At 56.3% G+C, this 16,374-nt stretch carries 10 protein-coding genes and 2 tRNA genes; 3 read left to right on the forward strand and 9 right to left on the reverse strand.

The features are described 5' to 3' along the window. Positions 1-2 precede the first annotated feature (2 nt). From FGL86_RS15190 to FGL86_RS15205, 4 genes are all read right to left on the reverse strand, one after another. A complete protein-coding gene (locus FGL86_RS15190) occupies positions 3-785 on the reverse strand; it encodes a Na(+)-translocating NADH-quinone reductase subunit C (RefSeq protein ID WP_147185492.1) in 783 nt (260 codons plus the stop codon). Continuing rightward, positions 782-2,008, reverse strand: a complete 1,227-nt coding sequence (locus FGL86_RS15195) for an NADH:ubiquinone reductase (Na(+)-transporting) subunit B (RefSeq protein WP_147185494.1) — start codon at positions 2,006-2,008, stop codon at positions 782-784. Before FGL86_RS15195 ends, FGL86_RS15190 begins: the two co-directional genes overlap by 4 nt. Further along, complete coding sequence (locus FGL86_RS15200; RefSeq protein ID WP_147185496.1) at positions 2,008-3,360, reverse strand: Na(+)-translocating NADH-quinone reductase subunit A; 1,353 nt, start codon at positions 3,358-3,360, stop codon at positions 2,008-2,010. The genes FGL86_RS15195 and FGL86_RS15200 overlap by 1 nt, the downstream gene beginning before the upstream one ends. Before the next feature lie 271 nt (positions 3,361-3,631). Next, entirely contained in the window at positions 3,632-5,083 is a 1,452-nt protein-coding gene (locus tag FGL86_RS15205) for a glyceraldehyde-3-phosphate dehydrogenase (RefSeq protein ID WP_147185498.1), read from the reverse strand. Positions 5,084-5,288: 205 nt separating this feature from the next. On the opposite strand from FGL86_RS15205, the gene mfd reads away from it, so the two are divergent. Next, the gene (gene mfd, locus FGL86_RS15210) at positions 5,289-8,738 is read left to right on the forward strand and encodes a transcription-repair coupling factor (protein WP_147185500.1); all 3,450 of its coding nucleotides are present in this window, start codon (positions 5,289-5,291) and stop codon (positions 8,736-8,738) included. Positions 8,739-8,800: 62 nt separating this feature from the next. Further along, a complete protein-coding gene (locus FGL86_RS15215; protein ID WP_246131657.1) occupies positions 8,801-9,952 on the forward strand; it encodes a L,D-transpeptidase family protein in 1,152 nt (383 codons plus the stop codon). A gap of 86 nt (positions 9,953-10,038) precedes the next feature. On the opposite strand, the gene FGL86_RS15220 is transcribed toward FGL86_RS15215, so the two are convergent. Continuing rightward, a tRNA-Val gene (locus tag FGL86_RS15220) sits at positions 10,039-10,115 on the reverse strand. Positions 10,116-10,165: 50 nt separating this feature from the next. Next, positions 10,166-10,242: transfer RNA gene (locus tag FGL86_RS15225), tRNA-Val, on the reverse strand. A 177-nt stretch (positions 10,243-10,419) separates the two neighbouring features. On the opposite strand from FGL86_RS15225, the gene FGL86_RS15230 reads away from it, so the two are divergent. After that, entirely contained in the window at positions 10,420-11,484 is a 1,065-nt protein-coding gene (locus FGL86_RS15230) for an endonuclease/exonuclease/phosphatase family protein (RefSeq protein ID WP_147185504.1), read from the forward strand. A gap of 144 nt (positions 11,485-11,628) precedes the next feature. Here FGL86_RS15230 and FGL86_RS15235 read toward each other — a convergent pair whose 3' ends face one another. The 3 genes from FGL86_RS15235 to FGL86_RS15245 form a co-directional block, all read right to left on the reverse strand. Continuing rightward, positions 11,629-12,939 (reverse strand): histone deacetylase family protein, encoded by a 1,311-nt coding sequence (locus FGL86_RS15235; protein ID WP_147185506.1) that lies wholly within the window; start codon positions 12,937-12,939, stop codon positions 11,629-11,631. Positions 12,940-13,081: 142 nt separating this feature from the next. Next, on the reverse strand, positions 13,082-14,746 hold the full coding sequence (locus FGL86_RS15240) for a hydantoinase/oxoprolinase family protein (protein WP_147185507.1): 1,665 nt from the start codon (positions 14,744-14,746) through the stop codon (positions 13,082-13,084). Positions 14,747-14,854: 108 nt separating this feature from the next. Further along, complete coding sequence (locus FGL86_RS15245; protein WP_147185509.1) at positions 14,855-16,234, reverse strand: class II fumarate hydratase; 1,380 nt, start codon at positions 16,232-16,234, stop codon at positions 14,855-14,857. Positions 16,235-16,374: the final 140 nt, after the last annotated feature.

The following is a 16,374-nucleotide window of genomic DNA, read 5'->3' on the forward strand; positions in this document are numbered from 1 at the left end:
GCTCAGGCTCCTTGCGTCGTGTTGTCGTAGAACTTCGCCAGGTACTTACCGAAACCTTCATCGCTTAACCAGTATTGCACCAGGGCAGAAACGCCACGGCTGGTCAGGCTGGCACCGGACAGGGCATCGACTTCCGTGGGACCGCTGGCCCCGCTCTTGACCAGGGTGATTTCCGGCCAGCCTTGGCCGACGTCTTCCGGTTTGTAAACCTTCTTGCCTTCCCACTGGCTTTTCCACTTAGGGTTGTCCACCTCACCCCCCAGGCCCGGGGTTTCCGCATGGGAGTAAAAGGTGATGCCTTCGATGGTGTTGCCATCGCCTTGCAGAGCGATATAGCCGCGCATCAGCCCCCACAGACCCTGGCCACGAATCGGCATGATGATCTTTTCCGGATTATCCGGGTCACCGACCAGATAGACCACGGAGTATTTTTCCTGGCGGGACAGCCCGGCGATGTCCTGCTCGCCGGAAAGCGTGCGGGACGCCGCCGGATCGGAAGCCGCTTCGAAAGGCGTATAGGTTTCCGGATCGACCTCATCGGTGTATTCACCGGTCTCGAGATTCACCGCCCGGGCGGTGACCTGCTCGAACTGCTCGGTGATTGACACGCCCTCTTCGTACAGGCCGGCGACCTGCAGGATATTCGACTTGCGATCCGCTTCCTGATTGAACTCCTGCTTGGAGCGCAGCGCCACCGCCGCGGTGGAAACGATCACCGAGCAGACGATGCATAGCGCGAAGGCAACGATCAGCGTCTTCTTGGTGGAATTGTTGCTCGCCATCAGGCACTCTCCTCAACCAGTACGTTGGTTCGCTTGAGCCGCCGCTTGACGTTGGCCTGAACGAAGAAATGATCGATCAGGGGAGCGAACAGGTTGGCGAACAGAATCGCTAGCATGATGCCTTCGGGGAAAGCGGGATTGACCACGCGGATCAGCACGGTCATCACACCGATCAAGACACCGAACAGCAGACGTCCGGGGTTGGTCATGGAAGCGGACACCGGGTCGGTGGCCATGAACACCATGCCGAAAGCGAAACCGCCCAGCACCAGATGCCAGTACCAGGGCATGGCGAACATGGGGTTGGTGTCGGAACCGGCCAGATTCAGCAGGGCGCTGGTGGCCACCATGCCCAGAAACACCCCCAGCACGATGCGCCAGGAAGCGATGCCAGTCCACAGCAGTACTGCCGCCGCCAGCAGAATCAGCAAGGTCGAGGTTTCACCGACGGAGCCGGGAATGAAGCCAAGGAAGGAATCCCACCAGCTGAACTGACTGGATACCGCGGACATGCCATCCTGGGCCGCCACGGAAAGCGCCGTCGCCCCGGTGTAGCCATCCGCGGCAACCCAGATGGCATCCCCGGAAATCTGCGCCGGATAGGCGAAATACAGGAAGGCCCGAGCGGTGAGCGCCGGGTTGAGGAAGTTCTTGCCGGTGCCGCCGAAGATTTCCTTGCCGATCACGATACCAAAGGTGATGCCCAGGGCCACCTGCCACAGGGGAATCGTCGCCGGAAGAATCAGCGCGTACAGCACGGAGCTGACGAAGAAGCCTTCATTGACCTCGTGACCGCGACGCACCGCGAACAGCACTTCCCAGAAGCCACCGACAATGAAGGTCACCGCATAGATCGGAACGAAGTAGGTGGCGCCGAGCACGAAGTTCGACCACAGGCTGCTGGCGTCGTGGCCGCCGGCCAGGGTCAGCAGCACATCCTCGCGCCAGCCGCCCATGCTGGCATAGCCGCTGGCGATGGCGTCATTGGCCTGCCAGCCGGCGTTCCACATGCCGAAAAACATGGCCGGGAAGGTACACAGCCAGACGGTGATCATGATCCGCTTGAGGTCGATGCCATCGCGCACAAACGCCGTTGAGCGAGTCACGTCCGGCGGCGAGTAGAAAATGGTGTCGACGGCTTCGTAAAGCGGATAGAACTTTTCGTACTTGCCGCCCTTGCTGAAATGCGGCTCGACATTGTCGAGTGTTTGTCGAATTCCCATCATCAGGCCTCTTTCTCGATCATGGTGAGGTTATCACGCAGGATGGGACCGTATTCATACTTGCCCGGGCACACATAGGTGCACAGCGCCAGGTCCTCTTCCGCCAGTTCCAGGCAGCCCAGCTGCATGGCGGTTTCTATGTCGCCAACGATCAGCGAGCGCAATAGTTGAGTGGGCATGATATCCAGCGGCATGACCCGCTCGTAGTTGCCAACCGGCACCATGGCGCGCGCGGAGCCGTTGGTGGACGTATTCGGCGCGTAATCCCGCAGCCCGAACAGTCCGGAGACATAGATTCCCATTATCGAGTGACGATTCAGCCCCGGCGACATCCAGCCCATGAAGGTACGCTTGTTGCCTTCCTCGATGAGCGTGATCTGATTGTGGAAACGCCCCAGATAGCGCAAGGCGCCCTCTGCGGTAAAGCCGCCGAACACCGAGCCGGAAATCACTCGAGTATCATCGGGTTCGACGATTTCTCCGGCCAATAGTTCTTCCGTGCTTGCCCCCAGGCGGGTTCTCACCAGCCGCGGCTTCTCTGCCCGGGGGCCGCCCAGGGCAACGACACGAAACGGGTCGATCTTGCCTTCCACGAAGAGCTTGCCAAAAGCGATCACATCCTGATAGCCGATATGCCAGACCTGGCGTTTCAGCCCCACCGGGGAAAGAAAATGAATATGCGTGCCGGGCAGGCCCGCGGGATGAACCCCGCCGAAGGTCTCGACCTGAACACCCGCGACGTCACCACCGGGAATTTGCGCGTCCGGCGCCTGACAGAGATAGACCTTGCCTTGCGTCAGGCGGGTCAATACCTCGAGGCCCTGAGTGAACGCCTCGGGCTGCTCCTTGATCACCACGGCAGGATCCGCGCTGAGAGGATGCGTATCCATGGCAGTAACGAAAATATCCTGGGGAACGGCGTTCAGGGCGGGGGTACGGGAATAGGGGCGGGTACGCAGCGCGGTCCAGAGGCCGGAAGCGACCAGCTGATCGACGACCTGCTGACGCTCGAGATTCGCCAGGCCGGCGGTGCCGTGGGCGGTGAACTCCTCAGCCTGCTCCTGGTCTTCATCGATCTTGATCACCACGGACAGCAGACGGCGCTTTTCGCCGCGATGAATGGCGATCACTTCCCCGGCCGCCGGCGCGGTAAAGCGCACTCCATCGATTTTCTTGTCGGTGAACAGGAGCTGGCCCAGCTTGACCCTGTCCCCTTCCTTGACCTCCATGGTCGGTTTCATCTCAACGTAGTCAGTGCCCAGTACCGCCACGTGGCGCACCGGCCGCGCATCCTCGATACGCTGTTCCGGGGCGCCAGTGATGGGCAGATCCAGGCCTCGCTTGACTTCGATCATAGTCTCGCCCAGTTATCGTCTCTGATTATGCAGGAAAGCATTTCGATAGACGCGCCGGATCCGGGTTGCATTAAATACCCAGGCCAACGGTCACGGCGTCCGAATTCTTTTCTTATCAGAAAGTTGCCAGTTCACATCCGAAGTCGCTCGGATAATCCTAAAAATCCGATCCAGTATAAAGATTCGTCTGGGCAAAAACCAGAAGTCATAAAGTCGAACGCGACCCATCACATCGGGTCGCGTTCGGGGAGACAGGAGCTCGACGGCGAGCTTAGGGAAAGGACAGGAAGCGAACGTTGGACATGTGCTGCAGAATACGCACCACCTGGCAGCTGTAGCCAAACTCGTTGTCGTACCATACGTAGAGCACGACGTTCTTGCCGTCGGCGATGGTCGCCTTGGCGTCGACGATTCCCGCATGGCGATTGCCGACGAAGTCCGAGGAAACCACTTCCGCGGAATCCACGTAGTCGATCTGCTTCTGCATCGGGGAATGCAGGGCCATGCGGCGCAGGTAGTCGTTGAGCTCCTCGGCATTGCATTCGCGATGCAGATTGAGATTGAGGATCGCCATGGAAACGTTCGGCGTCGGCACGCGAATGGCGTTGCCGGTCAGCTTGCCGGAAAGCTCAGGCAGCGCCTTGGCCACCGCCTTGGCGGCGCCGGTTTCCGTCAATACCATGTTGAGCGGTGCGCTGCGACCGCGACGATCGCCCTTGTGGTAATTGTCGATCAGGTTCTGATCGTTGGTATAGGCATGCACGGTTTCCACGTGACCATGCTCGATGCCGTACTGGTCATTGAGCGCCTTGAGCACCGGCACGATGGCATTGGTGGTACAGGAAGCCGCGGAAACGATGCGGTCGTCGTCGGCGATATCGCCGTGATTGATGCCGAAGACGATGTTCTTGACGTTGCCCTTACCCGGTGCGGTCAGCAGCACCTTGGCCACGCCGTTGCAATTCAGGTGCTGGGACAGGCCGTCTTCATCGCGCCATACGCCGGTGTTATCCACCACCAGGGCGTTGTCGATGCCGTAATCCGTGTAGTCGATCTCGCTGGGGGAGTTGGCGTAGATCACCTTGATCACGTTGCCGTTGGCGATCAGCGTGCTGTTTTCCGTATCCGCGGCGATGGAGCCGGCGAAGGGCCCGTGCACGGAGTCCCGACGCAGCAGACTCGCGCGCTTTTCCAGGTCCGCGGCCAGATCGCCGCGTCCGCGCACCACGATGGCCCGCAGCCGCAGCAGGTTGCCGCCGCCGGCTTTCTCGATCAGGATGCGCGCCAGCAGACGGCCGATACGACCGAAGCCGTACAGCACCACGTCCTTGGGCTCGCCGTTGCCGCGACTGGAATCGTGCTTGCCGACGATATCCGAAAGCTCTTTTTCGAGAAAGGCCTTGGGATCACCATTGCCATCATTCTTGAACGCTACCGCCAGCTTGCCGATATCCACATGCGCCGGCCCCAGGCCGAGCTCGCTCATGGCCTTGATCAGCGGGAAGGTGTCCCGCACGGACAGCTCGGTGCCCTCGACCTTCTTGACGAAGCGGTGATGCTTGAGAATGCCGATCACCGACTGATTGATCAGCGAGCGACCGAACATGGAGGTCACCACGTTGTATTGGCGATAAAGCTTGCCCAGCAGCGGAATCATTTCCTCCGCCAAGGCTTCGTTGCCCTGCCAATCCTCGAATACGGTATCCGGCGTTTGTTGACTCACGTGAAAGACCCCTTTTCGTCGATAATCGTGTATTCAAATTATTTCAATAGGCTCGTTTGACGCTTATTGTCCGTCGTCCCTCTTTCAGTCGCAATCGATGAATGGTCGCAGGCCCTGTAAGGTAATTACACAATCGCGGATTTGACTACAAGATCGCCGAAGACTGGTATCATTCGCCCCACGTTGACCAATGAATCCAGGGATCATGCCGCACTTTTCTCCTCTCGACCCGCCGCTCCCCCAAGGCACTCGCGATACGCTCTACTGGCAAGCCCCCCAGGGCAGCGCTACCGCCCTGGCACTCTCGCGTCTGGCGGATGAAACGGCGCTGCTGCTGGTCACCGCGGACACCGCCAGCGCCCAACGCCTTGAGAACGAACTGCGTTTTTTCTCCTGGGTACCGGTGATGCCGTTTCCGGACTGGGAAACCCTGCCCTACGACAGTTTCTCGCCGCATCAGGACATCGTATCCGCGCGGCTGCGCACCCTGCGGGAGCTCCAGCAAGCGGAGAACGGCATCGTGCTGGTGCCCATCAATACCCTGATGCAGCGGCTGCCACCCACGGACTATATCGCCGGGCGGGTGCTGACCCTCGAGGTCGGCATGACCGTCGACCGGGAGCAGTTCCGCCAAACCCTTTCCCGGGCGGGCTACCGGGCGGTGGAAACCGTCTACGAACCGGGCGAATACGCCCTGCGGGGCGCGCTGATCGACCTTTACCCCATGGGCTGCGAGGCGCCGCTGCGCCTGGATCTGTTCGACGACGAGCTGGACAGCCTGCGCTATTTCGACCCGGACACCCAGCGCAGCACCGACAAGGTGGAAAGCGTCGAGCTGCTGCCGGCTCACGAATATCCGCTGACCCGCTCCGCCATCGCCTGCTTTCGTGAAGGTTTCGAGACTCTGTTCGACGTGGATCCGCGCCAGAGTCCGCTATACAACGATGCGCTGAAAGGCATCCCATCTCCAGGGCTGGAGCAGTATCTGCCGCTGTTTTTCGAGAAAACCGCCACGCTGTTCGACCACCTGATGGATGACGCTCGGGTTGCGCTGATGCCCGGCGTGTATCACGCCGCGCAGCAGCACTGGGCTTCAATTCAGTCCCGCTTCGAGAATCTCGGCGTGGACCCGACCCGCCCATTGCTGCCACCCCATCGGGCCTTCGTGCCGGTGGACGAAGTCTTCGCCGCCATCAAGCGCCGCCCCCGAGTCGAGCTGGTGACGGATGATGAACACCCCCACGCGCGGCTTTCCGCCACTCGCGCGCTGCCGGCGATTGCCATCGATGCCCGGGCCCATACCCCTCTCGCGGCGCTGAATGCCTTTATTACCGAGCATGGCGACACTCGAATCCTGTTCCTGGCGGAATCCCGAGGCCGACGGGAAGCCCTGGAAGAAACCTTGGCGCCGCTCGGCCTCGAGCCCCGGGAAGTGGCGAGCTGGCAGAAATTCCTGGAAAGCGATGCGCGTATGGCGATCGGCCAGGGACAGCTGGATAGCGGCCTATGGATTGACTCACCGAATCTCGCGATCATTTCGGAAACCGAACTGTTCGGCGAAGTGGTACGCCAGAGCCGGCGCCGAGAAAAGGCCACGGATGACAGCGAACTGGCAGTGCGCCATCTTTCCGAACTCAGGCCCGGCAATCCGGTGGTGCATCAGACTCATGGCGTGGGCCGCTATCTGGGACTGGAGACTCTGGAAGCCGGCGGCCAGGCGGCGGAATTCCTGGCGCTGGAATATGCCGGCGGCGCCAAGCTTTACGTGCCGGTGGATAGCCTGCAGCTGATTTCCCGCTATGCCGGGGCCAGCGATGAAACCGCCCCGCTCCATCGGCTCGGCTCGGATCAGTGGGAAAAGGCCAAGCGCAAGGCGGCTGAGAAGGTGCGAGACAGCGCCGCGGAACTGCTGGATATCTATGCCCGACGTGAAGCCCGGGAAGGCTTCGCCTGCGATTTCCCCGCGGAGGACTACGCCCGTTTCGCCGCCAGTTTTCCCTTCGAGGAAACCCCGGATCAGCGCCAGGCCATCCAGGCGGTGATCGACGACATGACCGCGCCGCGTCCCATGGACCGCGTGGTGTGCGGCGACGTGGGCTTCGGCAAGACGGAGGTCGCCATGCGCGCCGCTTTCCTGGCGGTGAATTCCAGCCGCCAGGTGGTGGTGCTGGTGCCCACCACCCTGCTCGCCCAGCAGCACTACGACAACTTCCGCGACCGCTTCGCGGATACGGCGATACGCATCGAGCTGGTATCCCGCTTCACCGGCGGCAAGGGTCAGGCTCAGGCGCTGGAACGCATTCGCGACGGCCAGGCGGATATCGTCATCGGTACCCATAAGCTGCTGTCCCGCTCCATGGAGTTTCCCAACATGGGTCTCTTGATCATCGACGAGGAGCACCGCTTCGGCGTGGCCCAGAAGGAGCGTCTGAAGCAGCTGCGGGCGGAGGTGGATATCCTGACCCTGACCGCGACGCCGATTCCCCGCACCCTGAACATGGCCATGAGCGGCATGCGGGATCTTTCGATCATCGCCACCCCACCGGCTCGGCGACTCTCCGTCAAGACCTTCGTGCAAAGCCGCAACGAAGCGGTGATCAAGGAGGCGCTGTTGCGGGAAATCCTGCGCGGCGGACAGGTCTATTACCTGCACAACGAGGTCAGGACCATCGAGGCCGCCGCGGAAAAACTGCGGGAAATGCTGCCGGAAGCCCAGGTGGGAGTGGCGCACGGCCAGCTGCCGGAGCGCTCCCTGGAGCGCATCATGTCGGACTTTTATCATAAGCGCTTCAACGTGCTGGTATGCTCCACCATCATCGAAACCGGTATCGACGTACCCACCGCCAACACCATCGTCATCGAACGGGCGGACAAGTTCGGTCTGGCCCAGTTGCATCAGCTGCGCGGTCGGGTGGGTCGCAGCCATCATCAGGCCTACGCCTACCTGCTGACGCCGCCGCCCAAGGCGATCACCCGAGACGCGGTGAAGCGCCTGGAAGCCATCAGCCAGGCGGAAGATCTCGGCGCCGGCTTCACCCTGGCCAGTCACGACATGGAGATTCGCGGCGCCGGCGAGCTGCTGGGAGACGAGCAGAGCGGTCAGATCGAGACCATCGGCTACAATCTATACATGCAGATGCTCGATCGGGCGGTGAAGGCCATTCGTACCGGCAAGACGCCGAATATCGAGGCGCCTCTGGACGAAGGCGTGGAAATCAAGCTCAATCTCCCCGCGCTGATTCCGGATGACTACCTGCAGGATGTACAGCAGCGCCTGATCATGTATAAACGCATCGCCAATACACAGAACGACGCGGAACTTCGAGAGCTGCAGGTGGAAATGATCGATCGCTTCGGCCTGCTGCCGGCGCCGGTCAAGACGCTGTTTCGGCAGACGAGCCTGCGCCAGCGCGCCGAGCGACTGGGCATTACTCGCCTGGAAGCCGGCGAGCAGCGTGGCCGAGCGGTGTTCGGCGCCGAGACCCGAGTCGATCCCATGACCCTGGTCGGTCTGATCCAGCAGGATCCGCGCCACTTTCGCCTGGAAGGGGCGCACACGCTGCGTTTCGAGGCGGACATGGCCGCCCCGGAAGCTCGCTTCGAACAACTCGAAGCGCTGCTTGAGACATTCAATCGAAAGGCCGAAGCCGCTTGACGCCTTCAAAGAAAGGATAAGGATTACGCATGGTACGCAACTCATGGCATGTTTGGAGATATTTGTCCGGGCGACACCTCCTGCTGGCGCTAGCGACGCTGACACTTATATCGCCCGCTCTGTCGCTGGCAGTGCAGGGTGCTCCCGAGAACGCCTCCATCATCGAATGGGCGGATCAGACGAAGACCAAGGAAAGAGAAACGACAAAGGAAAGCGATAAGACGGACAAGTCTAAGCGACCCGCGGAGCCGGAGCGATGGACCCGGGAAACCTGGGAGCAGGGAAAATGGCCCCAGGGCTTTTATCCGCTACCGGAGGAAGGCGAACTGGTCGGTGAAGTGTATACGGTGACCGCCAAGAAAGCAGACACGCTGCTGGATATCGGCCACAAGCACGGTATCGGCTATGAAGAAATGCGTCGCGCCAACCCGGATGTCAACGTCTGGTATCCCCAGGAAGGCAGCGAGATCACCATCCCCGCTCGCTTCATTCTCCCCAAGGGGCCCAAGGAAGGCGTCACGGTAAACGTCGCGGAAATGCGCCTGTATTACTATCCGCCGACCAAGAAAGGCGACATTCCCCGGGTGGAAACCTATCCGGTCAGCGTCGGCCGCATGGACTGGAAAACGCCGCTTGGCACTACGCGAATCACGGAAAAAACCAAGAATCCCAAATGGTATCCGCCCGCGTCGATCCGCAAGGAGCACGCGGAAGCCGGCGATCCCTTGCCAAGCGTGGTCCCCGCGGGACCGGACAATCCGATGGGCAGCCGCAAGATGCGCCTGGACATTCCCGGCTATCTGATCCACGGCACCAACCGCCCGGATGGCGTCGGCATGCGCGTTACCCACGGCTGCATCCGCATGCTGCCGGAGGACGTGGAATCCCTGTTCGACAAGCTCGAGGTTGGCACCAAGGTCCATCTGATCAACGAGCAATTCAAGCTGGGCTGGTCCGACGGCACGCTTTTCGTACAGGCCTATCCCTACCTGGACAAGGAGGAAGGCACCACCCTGGACCGGGTCACGGAGGCGGTAGACAAGGTCAATACCTCGGTCAAGGGGCTGGATTACGAAGTTGATTACAAGCGCTTGAAGGAAGTGGTGGAGGTACCGCGTGGTCAACCCGTTGCCCTGAATTACACTCCCATGCCGCAATACTGGCATAACGAAGTGATACTGGTGGCGGCCCGGCAGTCTCAGCAAGGCGGCTAGCCGCCAGCTTGCCTTATGGGCAAAAGCACCAAAACGAGAAGCGCCCTGCAAGAAATTTCGCAGGGCGCTCTTCATGTCATGGTATCTGGTAGGACCAAGCGGATTTGAACCGCTGACCTCCACGATGTCAACGTGGCGCTCTAACCAACTGAGCTATGGTCCTGGAACGCGCGTCCCGGGAAAACTCCGACGGATGCGATTCAAGCGAGATGATGGTAGGACCAAGCGGATTTGAACCGCTGACCTCCACGATGTCAACGTGGCGCTCTAACCAACTGAGCTATGGTCCTACAGATGCCGGCGGCGGGTAAGCCGCCCCAACGACGGATGAGCATTTTACGCATCCTTCCCTGGATTGCAAGCCTCCAGCGATCTATCGACAAGCGCGTCGAGCCATGATTATTTAACAATCAATTCTTATATGCTTAATCCAGTTTGATATGCTGAACCAACACAAGGAAACGCCCATGCTGAGTCTCGCCTTGGCTGTCGTCACCGCCATACTACTCGCCGCTACGACGCTGGGGCGTATTCCGATTCATCGCTGGTGGGCCAGGGCCTGCGAATTTCCTCGCCTGCAAATCGCCGGGATGGCGCTGCTGCTGCTGCTGGCCTCGTTTTTCGCCGAACCGGGCTGGCGGCTGACGCTGATATTGATCAACGCCTTTATTTTAGTAACGCAATTGGTACGTATCCTGCCCTATACCCCTTTCATGCCCGTTCAGGTCAAGAAGACGGACCCTGATGGTGACGACAGCCGCTGCGTTACCCTGCTGGTGTCCAACGTGCTGACCCCCAACCGGGAGTCCCACAAGCTGATTGAACAGATCGACGCGCATCAGCCGGATATCGTGCTGACCCTGGAAAGCGACGACTGGTGGCAGCAGCAACTGGACCCGGTGCTCGACGAAAAGTGGCCGTATAGCGTCAAGATCCCCTTGGACAACCTTTACGGCATGCACCTGTATTCTCGCCTACCCCTGGAAAACACCGAGGTCAAGTGGCTGATTCAAGACGATATCCCTTCCATTCACAGTTGGCTGCGCCTGCCCAGCGGCGACCGGGTACGGCTCTACGCCCTGCATCCGCGCCCTCCCGCCCCCAGCGAAAGCGAGACCTCCCTATGGCGGGACGGCGAACTGCTGCTGGTGGGTCAGCAGATCCACGAGCATCAGGACCCTACCCTGGCGGCGGGAGATCTCAACGACGTGGCCTGGTCCCGTTCCACCCGCATGTTCTGCCGGGTCAGCCACATGATGGACCCGCGCCGCGGTCGCGGCATGTTCAGCACCTTCCATGCCCAATATCCATTCCTGCGCTGGCCGCTGGACCATATCTTCGTCAGCGAACACTTTACCCTGACCCGAATGCAGCGCCTCAAGGAGATCGGCTCGGATCACTTCCCGATTCTCGCTACCCTGTGCTTTCAACCCAGTCGCTCCGATGAGCAGGAGGCGCCGGAAGCGAAGGACGATGACCGCGAAGACGCGGATGACACTATCAAGGAAGCAAAAGAAAAGGGACAGCAATAGCCGAACTACACGAGCCAACGCAAAACGCCTCGTCGAGATTTGATCGGCTAGCCGTTGTCAATCATGGCATCACACGCCAGTTCTTGTGCAAGTTGAAAGGACGCTTATATACTTTGTGCAGCTTGAATCCTAGCTTTACTATAATTATTTAGACAAATAGTTATCATTACATCGATCTTGTAAATACACATTTGTATAAGGATACTGATTTGAACTGTCATACATGGCATACGCTTTATCGATACAGTACTGACAAGACTTCCTTGGCACCGTAATGGCAAGTATATGTGCGGATTCGTCATTGCTTGAATCAATAACGCTGAGACCAGAGCAATCATCACAAATTATGAATTTTTGCACCTGGTGCTCCGTAATTCCAGCAGTGTCAAAGTAAATTTTCCGTTCTCTTGTCACTTCTTTTTTATTTTTAAACTTTTCTTCCGCCAGCTCTTTCTTATGTCTCCAAAGACTATAGACAGCCTCAGACAGTTTTTCGATATGATTTGTTATGGCTGTATCTTGTTTTAACTTGTCAGCATCGTAGTCAGGCTCAAATACATGTGAATAATCAAGACCGGCCATCGCCAAAATAATACCCAAATTGATATAAGGCAGTGCTCCTTCTATCGAGTAGCCACCTTCCAGCACCGCCATATCTGGATTCAAACGCTCATTTAGTATTGCATAACCTTGAGCTGTAAAATTCATATTTGTGAGCGGATCGCTGTAGTGATTATCTTGTCCAGCCGAATTGATAATGATATCCGGTTTGAAATCATTCAAAATCGGAATAACTACATTATCTAATATATATAAAAACCCTTCTTCACCGGTTCCAGGCGGAAGTGGAATATTGATATTATAACCATATGCTGATGGTCCACCAAATTCTTCTATACTTCCCGTTCCCGGATATAAACTTCTTCCATCCTGATGGAGTGAGATAAAGAGTGTATCCTTGTCATTCCAATAAATATCTTGAGTTCCATCACCGTGATGTGCATCTGTATCAACTATAGCGACTTTTAGATCACCATAGTCTTGCCTGATGCGTTCTAACGCTACTGCTCCGACATTGACAGTACAAAAACCTCGACCTCCATATACAACCCGGTGTGTATGATGCCCTGGGGGTCTGACCAAGGCAAAAGACTTGTTTACTTCTTTTTCCATTACTGCCTTATATGCTCTTATCGCTCCTCCAGCAGCAACAAGATGTGACTGCGATAGCTGACTCGCTACATTGGGCACCACAATGTGAACTCTTGATACATCTTTTTCGCTTGCAATAACTGGATTGTAAAATTCGATCCCTTCAGTATCTTGAATTCCTTCTTCAAAGATTTGGTCTTGTGTATATAACAGCCTCTCTTCACGTTCAGGGTGTGTTTTTGAAATTGCCCAGTCAAAGGCTGGAAAAAAGACTAAGCCCAACCTATTCTTGGCTTTAAACATTTCACCTTCTCCTTTTAAACGGTAATCTCATATTCCAAGCACGCATATAGTCTCCATATAGCCATATATCCGGCCTGTTGTTGCAGCCTGGGACTTTGGACCTCGTTGAAAAATTCGTGCATCGCATGTTTATAACGCTAGATCATTGAGACCGCCAATCATGGATCAATCCTGGTGTTGTCTGAGCCCTGACTCTGATATTCTTGAAAACTCCTGAAAATCCTTTGACCATGTTAAAACTATTTGACTCGACGATTTCGGCTTCAATATCAGCTTTATTCGCTCCGAGCTTGATAGCGCTGTCTCTAACGATTTCCAAGGCTCTATTCTCAGCCATTTCTAAATTATAATTTCGATTAATCGTTTCGTATATTCCTGCTTCTGGTGCGGACAATATTCCACGTTCAGTGTCAGCAAGCATATTAATTTCTATTGTTGGCTTGGCAAGTGCTGCCCCAACTGCGTTTGCGGTTTTGTATTCTTCTGGATACTTGACTTTCACTGCAAATTTTTTCTCTAAAAGAGGTGCTAATATTTTAGCTGGACCGCCAATGACATTAACGAACTGCGGTTCTATTCTTTTGTTTTCAAGTAATTCTTTAACTGTATAAACCGGGTGGGCATTAATTTTTATCAATAAGTTATCGACTTTCTCTTTAATCAGACCGGTCATTATATCCAATATTTTATTTGCGGCTTCTTTTATAGATAAATCTAACCTCTTGGCTAACTCTCCTACTGCCAAAACCGCTTTTTCTTTATTTCCCCCATCGAGTTTACCTAGAGCAACCATTGCATCAGTTGGCGTTAGATATTCACCGCCAAAGGCAATTGGAGGTCCCATCCTTTGCGGGCCTATCTTAAGCTTATTATCCTCCATCCTTACATAGCTATCGCCACCGAGGCCAATGGAAACTGAATAAATCGCTCTAATCAAAGTTTTATGATTATCAATATTTATTCCTAGTGGTTCGAACAGTTGAACTCCATCTGCCAGGAAAAAGATGTCCGTCGTTGTCCCACCAATATCTAAAAGCACCCCATCGTCAATTTCTGAAAACAAGGCACTAAGTCCCATAAAACTAGCTGCCGGTCCTGATAGGATAGTCTCGATAGGATTATTTTTCGCCGTATCTAAATCCATTGTTCCACCATCCGCCTTCAGTACATAGATCGGAACGTCGACCCCTTCTAGCTTAAGCGATTTTTCAAAATTTTCAGCAAATTCCCTGAACGTGTTATTTACGGCTGCACTTAGGTAAGTTGTATTAACTCTTCTGGGAAAGTTTAATCTTCCTGATGAACTATGCCCCATTGCAACGGTGTCAAAGTCGTCTATCAACATTTCTGAAATTTGTTTTTCGTGGCTCGGGTTCCTAGTAGAAAATTTGCTAACTATCCCGATAGATTCCATATTATTTTTAATAAAATTATCTCTAATAGTCTTTATTTCATCCTCGACTATTTCTTTAACTACAACCCCTCGATGGTCAGTATAACCAGAAATAAATTCTAATTGATCACCTACACGACTAAAATCATAATTCATGCCAGGGCCGCTTTGAACTATCATTCCAACCTTGCTTACCCTTTTCTCAACAATCGCATTTGTTGATACGGTCGTACTCAAGTTAATTCTAGAGACTTTACTTTTATCGATATCTTCTAATAAAATTTTCAGCGTAGTCCAGATAGTCTCAAATAAATTATTTCTGTCTGTGATTTTTTTTGATGTTTTAACTATATTGCCATTACTAATGACTGCACCGTCTATATGAGTTCCACCTACATCTATTCCAATAATCATCTATAACCCTCCCAAGCCTTTCAGTAGGAGCATATATTAATAGACACATAAAAAGCGCCTCATCGATACTGGATCGGTGAGGCGCAGTCAAAATCCGGAACCGACCGGTTATTTCGGTATGCCACCGTCCGCCAGCTGCGCCGGATCGAGCAATCGCTCAAGCTCCTCACGGCTCAGGTCGGTTTCTTCTTCCGCGACATCGACGATCGGTCGACCCGCCTGATAGGCCTTCTTGGCCAGCGCCGCTGCATCGCTGTAACCGATTACAGAGTTGAGGGCGGTGACCAGAATCGGATTGCGGGAGAGCGGCTCGCTGACGTTGTCCTCGCGCACCTTGAAGGTAGTGATGGTCGGGTCCGCCAGCAGCTTGCTGGCCTGGGTCAGCAGGGTCAGCGAGGTATGCAGGTTATGGGCGATCAGCGGCAGCATGACGTTGAGCTGGAAGTTGCCGCTCTGACCGGCCACGGCAATAGCGCTATCCAGACCGATCACCTGAGCAGCGACCTGGGCGGTAGCCTCGGGAATCACCGGGTTGACCTTGCCCGGCATGATGGAACTGCCCGGCTGCAGCGCCTCGAGCTCGATTTCACCCAGTCCTGCCAAGGGCCCGGAATTCATCCAGCGCAGGTCGTTGCTGATCTTCATGATCGCGCAGGCGTAGGTGCGCAGGTGACCGGAAAGCTCTACCGCCGCGTCCTGGGAAGCGAGACTGGCGAAGAAGCTGTCGTTGGGGGATAGATCGAGTTCCGTCTGCTCGCTCAGGGTCTTGGCCATGCGTTCGGCGAATTCCGGATGCGCGTTGATGCCGGTGCCCACCGCGGTACCGCCCTGGGCCAGCCGCGACAATCGCTTCTGGCCGTCCTCCAGGCGCTCGATGGCCTGGTTGACCTGGCTGGACCAGCCGCCGAGCTCCTGGCTGAGCCGGATCGGCATGGCGTCCATCAGATGGGTGCGGCCGGTCTTGACCACGCCGTCCACTTCTTTGGCCTTGGCGTCGATGGCCTGCTTGAGGGTCTGCATCGCCGGCAGCAGACGATTCTTGACCGCCAGGGCCGCGGAAAGGTGAATCGCGGTGGGAATCACGTCGTTGCTGGACTGACCCATGTTGACGTGATCGTTGGGATGCACCTCGCAGTCACCCTTGGACGCCAGATGCGCGATCACCTCGTTGACGTTCATGTTGGAGGAGGTGCCGGAGCCGGTCTGGAAGACGTCGATGGGAAACTGATCGTCGTACTTGCCGGCGATGATCGCTTTGGCGGCACTGACGATCGTTTCCGCCCGCTCGCCGTCCAGCAGTTCCAGATCCCGGTTGACCTGGGCCGCCGCCAGCTTGATGCGAGCGATGGCATGGATGAAGGCGCTCGGCAACCCCTGGCCGCTGATGGGGAAGTTGTTCACCGCTCGCTGGGTCTGGGCACCGTAGAGGGCGCTTGACGGCACCTCCAGCTCTCCCATGCTGTCGCGTTCGATACGTGTCTCGCTCATTCCTTTACTCTCCTTTCGAAGTCACCGATGAAAGAACGCATCTTTCGACCGCCTTCCCTGAACCGGCGCTATCGATTTCCATGAAAACCGTTTCAAGATAATTCTTTATTGACTGTTTCATGCTAGCAGAGGAAATCAAA

The organism is Pistricoccus aurantiacus (assembly GCF_007954585.1).
Classification (GTDB): domain Bacteria; phylum Pseudomonadota; class Gammaproteobacteria; order Pseudomonadales; family Halomonadaceae; genus Pistricoccus; species Pistricoccus aurantiacus.